The organism is bacterium (assembly GCA_016873475.1).
Taxonomy (GTDB): Bacteria; Krumholzibacteriota; Krumholzibacteriia; order JACNKJ01; family JACNKJ01; genus VGXI01.
This window is the reverse complement of sequence record VGXI01000311.1, coordinates 1-2,898: the sequence shown is the minus strand read 5'-3', so window position 1 is coordinate 2,898 and position 2,898 is coordinate 1. Positions and strand designations below refer to the sequence as shown.

Here is a 2,898-nt window from a genome sequence, read left to right as displayed (position 1 = left end):
GCCGCCGACTACGGCGCCACCGAGGACCTCTTCAAGATTCTCGATGCGCTCGCCGAGCAGAGCGGCGCCTAGCAGTCCGGAGGCAGCATGGACTTCGATCTCAGCAAAGAGCAGCGGGACATCCAGCAGGCGGCGCGCGAGTTCGCCGCCGGCGAGTTCGACAAGGAGCTCGCGATCAAGCACGAGAAGGAGCATACCTTCCCGCGCGCCATCTGGAAGAAGGCCTGCGAGCTGGGCTTCATCGGCATCCACTTCCCCGAGGAGTACGGCGGCCAGGGGCTCGGCGTGCTCGAGAACGCGCTCGTCGTCGAGGAGTTCTGCCGCCGTGACTCCGGCTTCGGCACGGCGCTGGCACTCAGCGACTTCGCGGCCGAGATCATCATGCGCCACGGCTCGCCCGCCCAGAAAGCGGCCACTCTGCCGGCGATCGCCGCGGGCGAGATGCTCTCCGCTGGCTGTTTCACCGAGCCGAATCACGGCAGCGACATCACGGCGATGGACACCACGGCCGTGCGCGACGGCGACGGCTGGACGATCAACGGCACGAAGACCTTCATCACGAACGGTTCGATCGCCGACGTCTACCTGGTGCTCTGCCAGACGGACCCGGCCGCGCAGCCCAGCCACCGCGGACAATCCTTGATCATCGTGCCGAAGGGCGCGCCGGGCCTCGAGGCGGCCGAGGTCGGCGAGAAGATGGGCATCCGCATGACATCGACGGCCGAGGTCTCCTTCAGCAACGTGCGCGTGCCGGCGGAGAATCTGATCGGCGAGGCGGGCCGCGGCTTCTACCAGGTGCTCGAGTTCTTCGACGAGAGCCGGGCCGAGATCGCCGCCACCGCGGTCGGCAGGGCGCAGGGCGCCTTCGATCGCGCGCTCGACTACGCGAAGCAGCGCCGGCAGTTCGGTCAGCGCCTGGCCGACTTCCAGGCCACGCAGCACAAGCTCGCCGACATGGCGACGGCCATCGAGGCCGCGCGCCTGCTCACGCTGAAGGCGGCCTGGAACTTCGACCAGGGCCGCAACGATCCCAAGCTCACCTCGATGGCCAAGCTCCTCGCCGGGCAAACGGCCGTGCGCGTGACCGACGAGGCCGTGCAGATCCTCGGCGGCTACGGCTACATCCTCGAGTACGAGGTCGAGCGCTTCTACCGCGACGCAAAGATCGCCGAGATCTACGAAGGCACCAAGGAGATCCAGAAGAACACGATCGCCGCGGCCTTCGTGCGCAAGCGCTAGGGGCAGCTCTAGCGCAGGATCACGACCCGCGCGCTGCGCACTTCCTCGCCCGCCGACAGGCGCAGCAGGTAGAGCCCGCTGGCGACGCGGCGGCCGGCCGCGTCGCGGCCGTCCCAGTTGAGCGAGCGCTCGCCGGCCGGCAGCCGATCCGCCAGCAGCCGCCGCACGAGGCGACCCGCGAGATCGTAGACCTCCAGGCGCGCCTCGGTCTCGGCGCGCAGCGCGAAGCGCACCCCGACCGCCGTCCGCGCGGGATTGGGCCAGGCACTCAGGCCCGCCAGCAAGCTGGCGCCAGCCGCGGGCCCGAAATCGCCCGCCGCGGAGCCCGAGGCCAGGCAGAACTCGTAGACCCGCCCCGCGCCGTAGTCCGCGACCCAGAGCCGGCGGCCCGCGCTGTCGATGTCGATGCCGCAGTTGTTGAAGCCGGCGAAGCCGTCGGCCACGAGCGTGACGGCGCCGGTCGTCGGGTCGATGCGGCGCAGGCTGCTGTCGCCCGTTGCGATCACGTAGAGCGCGTCCATCACCCCGTCGTAGGCGATGCCGATCATCCCCGCGATGGGGGTCGCGAGCGAGAGTGTCGTCCGCGCGCCGTCTGGCGCAAGCAGGCTCACGGTCGTGGGATCGATCGTGCCCGCGAGATAGACCTCGCCGGTGTCGCCGGCGGTGATGTCGCGGAAGTCGCGGTCGCCGGTGTGGGGCATCACCTGGCGCTCGTTCTCGGCCACGGCGGCCGAGAAGGCCCAGACCTCGTCGGCTCCACCGCTGCCGCAGTCCGTGACCAGGATGTCACCCGGATCCACGTTCGGCCCGTCGAAGCCGGCCGGCGCAAAGCAGAGGCCACAAGGATCGTCGTCGCCGCTGTGAAAGCCCGAGACCCAGAGCGAGGTGCCGCTGTCCAGTGCGAAGCGGAAGATCTCGCCGCCGTAGTCCTCGCTGACGAAGGCGTTGCCCGCCGCGTCGAAGAGCAGCCCCGTGGGTTGAGCGAAGGCCGCGAGGCGCGTGCCCGCGATGTCGCCCGCCAGCGCCCAGAGACCACCGCCCGAACTCGAGGCCAGGTCCACGAGGCCGTAGAGCAGGCCGTCGGCCGGATTCAGCGCCACGGTCGAGATGCCGGCAAAGCCGAAGTGATCGCAGAGCTCGACATCGCTCGCGTGCACGACCACCGGCAGGTCCAGCGGCGCACAGCCGGGCGCCAGGCGCCCGAAGTTGTCGAAGCCGACGGTCTCCGTGCTACCGGCGAACTCCAGTTGCAGGCGGCACTCCGTCACGTTGGCGAGCAGTGCATCCCAGGTGCCGGCGGTGACGGTCCAGCTTGCCGCTTCCAGGGGAAAGCTGTAGCTGCGCCAGACGCGGCCGACCGGCGGCAAGTCTCCGGCCGGCATCGCCACCACCGCCGTGCCGCCGGGCCCGGAGAGGCGAATGAACTCGGAGACAACCAGCGGATCGCCGCTGCTGCTCAGCCGGCGCAGGTCGATCGTCATGCTGGCGAGGCCGATGAGCGGAAACCAGTTGCCGAGGAAGCGCGAGGGCGCGTAGGCGTAGGAAATCCCCGTGCCGTCGCCGATCTGGCAGAAGCCGCCTCCGTTGCCGCCGCTGCCCGGGTTCGACCTGCTGCCCGTATTCGAGAAGGACCAGTCGCCGAGCCCGCTCTCCGAGGGG

The 2,898-nt window shown here is 70.0% G+C and carries 2 protein-coding genes; one reads left to right on the top strand and one right to left on the bottom strand.

All coding sequences use genetic code 11. The features are described from left to right. The first annotated feature begins 87 nt into the window (after nucleotides 1-87). Nucleotides 88-1,239 (top strand): acyl-CoA dehydrogenase, encoded by a 1,152-nt coding sequence (locus FJ251_15160; GenBank protein MBM4119040.1) that lies wholly within the window; start codon nucleotides 88-90, stop codon nucleotides 1,237-1,239. Between the two features lie 8 nt (nucleotides 1,240-1,247). On the opposite strand, the gene FJ251_15155 is transcribed toward FJ251_15160, so the two are convergent. Continuing rightward, nucleotides 1,248-2,898 (bottom strand): T9SS type A sorting domain-containing protein (locus tag FJ251_15155; protein MBM4119039.1); only part of this gene is annotated, 1,651 nt, incomplete at its 5' end.